At 45.8% G+C, this 5,117-nt stretch carries 5 protein-coding genes; 4 read left to right on the top strand and 1 reads right to left on the bottom strand.

Annotated features, from left to right (window positions below):
* The coding region (locus J7J01_02165; GenBank protein ID MCD6209696.1) for a methyltransferase domain-containing protein at nt 1-355 on the top strand (355 nt) is incomplete at its 5' end.
* Nucleotides 356-433: 78 nt separating this feature from the next.
* On the opposite strand, the gene J7J01_02160 is transcribed toward J7J01_02165, so the two are convergent.
* Nucleotides 434-934: a M48 family metallopeptidase gene (locus J7J01_02160; protein MCD6209695.1), complete on the bottom strand. Its 501-nt coding sequence runs from the start codon at nt 932-934 to the stop codon at nt 434-436.
* Nucleotides 935-1,004: 70 nt separating this feature from the next.
* Here J7J01_02160 and J7J01_02155 point away from each other — a divergent pair, with 70 nt between their 5' ends.
* The 3 genes from J7J01_02155 to J7J01_02145 form a co-directional block, all read left to right on the top strand.
* Nucleotides 1,005-3,323 carry a DEAD/DEAH box helicase gene (locus J7J01_02155; GenBank protein MCD6209694.1) on the top strand — a complete coding sequence of 773 codons (2,319 nt, stop codon included), beginning with the start codon at nt 1,005-1,007 and terminating at the stop codon, nt 3,321-3,323.
* 16 nt (nt 3,324-3,339) lie between these two features.
* Nucleotides 3,340-4,263, top strand: coding sequence for a hypothetical protein (locus J7J01_02150; protein ID MCD6209693.1), 924 nt, complete (start codon nt 3,340-3,342; stop codon nt 4,261-4,263).
* Between the two features lie 173 nt (nt 4,264-4,436).
* Nucleotides 4,437-5,117: hypothetical protein (locus J7J01_02145; protein ID MCD6209692.1), on the top strand; the 681-nt coding region annotated here is incomplete at its 3' end.

Genomic DNA, 5,117 nt, shown 5'->3' with positions numbered 1-5,117 from the left:
CGGCTTGCGTGATGATAGTGTGGATGTGGTTCTATTTTATGGTGTGCTTCCGGAGATTAAGGATAAGGAGTCAGTGCTGAAGGAATTGCACAGGGTTTTGAAGCCAGACGGCTACTTATCCACACGTTTTTGCTTTCGTATTAAAAAGGACAGGATTTTAGAAATTATGGAATCCGCTGGTTTTTCTCTGACAGAGCAAAAGGGGCACATACTTAATTTTAGGAACTGTAACAATTCAGGATGCTATCCTCCGTGTAGGAGCAGCCTGCAAGACTGTCTATTCCCTGAATATCGACAAAATCAGAGATGCAAAGTGGATTTATGCAGACGCGACGGGGATGCGGGTTCTCGGTAAAAACTACTTGCTCTGGACTTTCAGGACGCCTGATGACAAAGTGGTGGTAGCAAATAGGCTGACCGGATTTGTGTGGATTCAATCATTCATCCCAACAGCCATCAAATACCCCCGAGCTCGCTCTGTTTTAGGATACATATTCACGAGTTTCCAGAATTCCGGTCCATGTCCTGGCACTTTCAAGTGTGCAAGTTCGTGCACTACAACATAATCATGTACAAATTTCGGCATTTTCAACAGTCGGTCTGAAATCCTGATTGTTTTTTGTTTCGTGTTACAAGTTCCAAACGTGCGTGCGTTCTGCTCGGTCGTGTAGGTTATCTGCGTCCATGAGAGTTCGCCGCCAAAATAACGTTTGTTAAGCTCACGAGCACATTGTTCCAGCATTTCATCGGCGTTCCTGGCTTTGAGTTCTTTCTTGCGTCTCAACGACTCGAAACGCTTCTTCGCCCACTGGACATATTTGAATTCCTCTTCGTGCGAGAGTCCCGATGGAAGGTATAAGCGAATCACACCGTCCACTTCTCGTGCACTTATCGTTTTCTTTCTTTTACCACTGCGAATTATCTTAACGTCCATTTTTATATCCGTTATACATCCAGATCCAGATACATTTATTTTATTTTCATTCTTTTTATCTCTTGTTTATATGCATGAGCACAGGCATAGGCATGAATATGACCTTGGTACTGGCACATCACACCCGAAGTTCATCTCGCATCCACTGTTGAAAGAGGAGCAGATAGAATGGCGGGAGTATCAAATAGCGATAGCAGAGTCGGCGAAAAAAGAATCCACGATGGTTGTACTTCCGACAGGGCTGGGTAAGACCACAATAGCGCTCCTTGTGATACTGGAGCGATTGCCCGCGGGTAAGATTCTCTTCCTCGCACCAACGAGACCGCTGGTGGAGCAGCATTCAGCATTCTTAAAATCAGTATTGAATCTCGATCCATCGCTTATACAAACATTCACCGGTATGGTACTGCCAGATAGACGAAAGATGCTATGGAGTGATGCAAAAATTATCGTCTGTACGCCGCAGATAATAGAGAACGACCTGCTCAGCAACCGGATTACCCTCACTGACGTCTCACTACTGATATTCGATGAATGCCACCGTGCGGTTGGTAACTACTCATACGTATTTATAGCGGAGAAGTATGGAGAGCAGGCGAAGCAGCCACTGGTACTTGGTATGACTGCATCGCCCGGTAGCGAGAAGGAGAAGATAAGGGAGATATGTGCCTCTCTGGGAGTCAAACGTGTGGAGAGCAGGACAGAATACGACCCTGATGTAGCACCCTATGTATTCAGAAAAGACTTTGAATGGCGTGCTGTGGAGGTGCCTGCAGAGCTAAAAGAACAGAAGAGAATGCTGGAAGAGATACTGGAACGTAGAATAGTGGAATTACGGAAATTGGGATTCATAAGGCGGAAACACAGCAGAGAAATAACGAAGACCGAGATACTGGAACTAAGAAAGTTGATAGCGGCACAGTTAATGAAGCAGAAGCATGCAGACCTCTATAAGGCATTGTCACTCTTGGCAGAAGTGCTGAAGATAAAACACGCGATAGATTTGATTGAGACTGAGGGGATGTTTGCATTGAAGCGATATTTAGAGCGATTGCGGAACGAAGCACTCTCAAAGGATGGCAGTAAAGCTTCCAAGCGGTTGCTTAATGATGATAAGTTCGTGAGGGTATTGAAACAGGTATCATCCTACAAAGGTGAGCATCCAAAGCTCGCTGCTTTGATACAGATACTGAAAGAAGAGCTACAGGCAAATCCAAACCAGAGAATAATCGTATTCACAAATTATAGGGACACCGCAGAGATGATAATAAACGCATTGCAGAACTTAGACAGTGCTGGCACTGGAATAAGGGCAGTTAAGTTCATCGGGCAGGCGTCAAGGCTGGATGATCGCGGATTAAAACAGAAGGAGCAGGTGGAGATCGTTGATAAGTTCAAAAAAGGGTTCTATAACGTTATGGTTGCCACTTCTGTTGCGGAAGAGGGACTTGATATCCCTGCAACCGATGTTGTACTCTTCTATGAACCCATTCCCTCGGCTATTAGGAGTATACAGCGAAAAGGACGGACAGCACGGAAGAAGATAGGGAAGGTGATTGTGCTCATTGCAAAAGGAACAAAAGACGAGGCGTATTACTGGCTGAGCAGGAGTAAGGAGCGGGAGATGCGAAGAAGGATAAGCGAGATGCGGATGATGGACCTGGAAGGAGAGGAGAAGGAGAATACTAAGACACTGCAGAGAACACAGCAACCGCAACAAGTCGCACTCACCGACGTGCCGAAACTGACTATCTTCGCTGATACAAGAGAGACAAGGTCCGGTGTGGTGCGATTTCTGGAAAAAGCGGGTGTGAATCTTAAATTGAAGAATTTAGAGGTCGGCGATTACGTTGTATCAGATCGGATTTGTATAGAGCGTAAGACCACCTCAGATTTCCTCGATTCGCTCGTGAACAAGAAGAGGAACCTGTTAGAGCAGATAGAGAGGCTGAATAACGAGTATGAAAAGCCACTGCTGATCATCGAGGGTGAATCACTCTACGGGCACAGGAATGTGCATCCAAATGTGGTGAGGGCGGTGATGGCTTCTATCGCTATTGATTACTCTGTACCGATATTGCAAACGCGGGACGAAGCAGATACCGCATCCCTGATCTATATAATAGCGAAACGGGAGCAGATGCCCAATACAAGGGCGATAAATCCTCATGGCAAGAAGCCCACGGCATCATTGAAGGAGCAGCAGGAGTATTTCATATCCGCACTCTCTAACATTGGTATCATAACCACAAGAAACCTGTTGAGGCGATTCAAGACGATAGAGCGGGTAGTGACCGCCACGAAGGAGGAACTGATGGAGGTGGAGCATGTGGGTGAGAAGACCGCAGAGCATATTCGTGAGGTATTGAGTACGGAATACAGGGAGTAAGGAGTAGTGATGCTTGATGGAATTGAAGCTGAATAATGCTGTGGACTGCATCGGCGACTTCACTTATAACTTCTTATGGCATCATAAAGGTACAAAACTCAATCCCACGGATAGGATTCCTTCCCAGGTCGGAACCAGTTATACGTATGAGGATATAGTGGAGGCACTGCGGAGTGGTGAAGACCTATATATAAAGGGCAATGTTGGTAACAGACTTGGCTCGAGTCTGGGTGTTGATCTCTGCTATTTCGGTGGTAACGGTAAGGAAATAGCCGAAACTGGCTCAATAATAGTGGATGGTGATGTAGGCTCCTATATGGGTATGAGCATGGTTTCTGGCGCCATATACGTTAGAGGTGAGATAAAGGAGCCTCTGGGTAATGTGGTAGAGGTAAAATCCGATCTGGAGGGTTATAAAAAGTTCATCTCGCTCACATGGCTGCTCCATCATCCAGAGGCGAGCCTCCTGGAGCCAAACGAGTATAGAGGGGATGAACTGGTTCTTAAAGATGGTCTCATAAGGAGTACACTCGCAGCCCGATGTCGTGCCCCTGCTAGAATACGTGTGCAGGGGGATACAGGTATAAGCACAGGCATATTGATGCGTAGTGGTACGATAGTTGTGGAGGGTAATGCGGGTATGAACACGGGGGCATTGCTCAATGGCGGTTCTGTTGTGATACTGGGCGATGCAGCGGAATTCACGGGTGTGGAGATGCGCAGTGGGGTTGTTCTTGTAGCAGGTAAATGCAGAGGCTATGTCGGTGCTAAGATGACCGGTGGACATATTATCTGCCGAATGACAATGACAAGACCGGTTCCTCCGGTTAAGGAGCGAGCACTTACAGGCGAAGATATCGCTCTACTCTCGGACTTCGGAATCTCTGGCGTGTTCGTAATGAATTATCGGAGGTATGAGATAAATAAAAGGATTTTATAAGAAACGCTCATTCCCGCATTTCATCGCATGGATACACAGAGAAAGGAGCAACGAAGTATTTGTTCACGATGGTTTAGGGGGATGAGGATGAGCGAATAAAAAAAACGAAAAAATTTTATATTTATTTCCCTATTGTAAAAATCTGGTAATACACCATAAATGAGTGATAAAAAATGACAAAAAGGTTAGGCTTGAAGGTATTGGCAATCTTTATTGCCTTAGTAATAGTCGCAAGCAGCGTGGTGATGTATAGCGTGACAGATGTGAAGAAAGGGATAAATGAAGGCGGTGGAAAAGGCGTTATCTCGCTTGTGGCACCGCCTTTTGTTGAGGTGGTGGGTGCAAGTGAAGCCGCTGGTGGCGGCGGTGGAGGTGCCCAGCGAGCGGGCACAACATTCCTCGAAGAAGAAGCTGGCATATCTGCATACACTAATGTTGGGCAAGAAATTGATTTGGAAAAGGCAAAGGATGTGTACAGAACGATAGAGCATGAAACAGAAAACTATACCATTGGATCAGTTGAGCTTCCAGGTTATCCAGAGACTGAAGATGTGCACGTGTACGTTCACAAGGATGGTTGGATCGTAGGTTATTACCTAAATGATGAGCCAGTGGCAAAAATAATAGACTGGCTTGATTACAGCGGAGCGGAGATAACCAGCACAAAACTTGAAGATGCAATAGCAAAGATGTGTGACGGCGTTGGAGCTCCATTAATCGATACAAAATACTATGATTTCAGAGCTCCAAATGCAAATAGGCTGATGATCATTGCCGATGCTCAGTGGACGGATGGAACAGATACATTCGACATTAAGATACCAAGTGATTTTACGGTCTATAAGAGATCATGG

Source organism: Methanophagales archaeon (genome assembly GCA_021159465.1).
Taxonomy (GTDB): domain Archaea; phylum Halobacteriota; class Syntropharchaeia; order Alkanophagales; family Methanospirareceae; genus G60ANME1.
The sequence above is the reverse complement of the archived record's forward strand: the minus strand, read 5'-3'. Positions and strand labels throughout refer to the sequence as shown.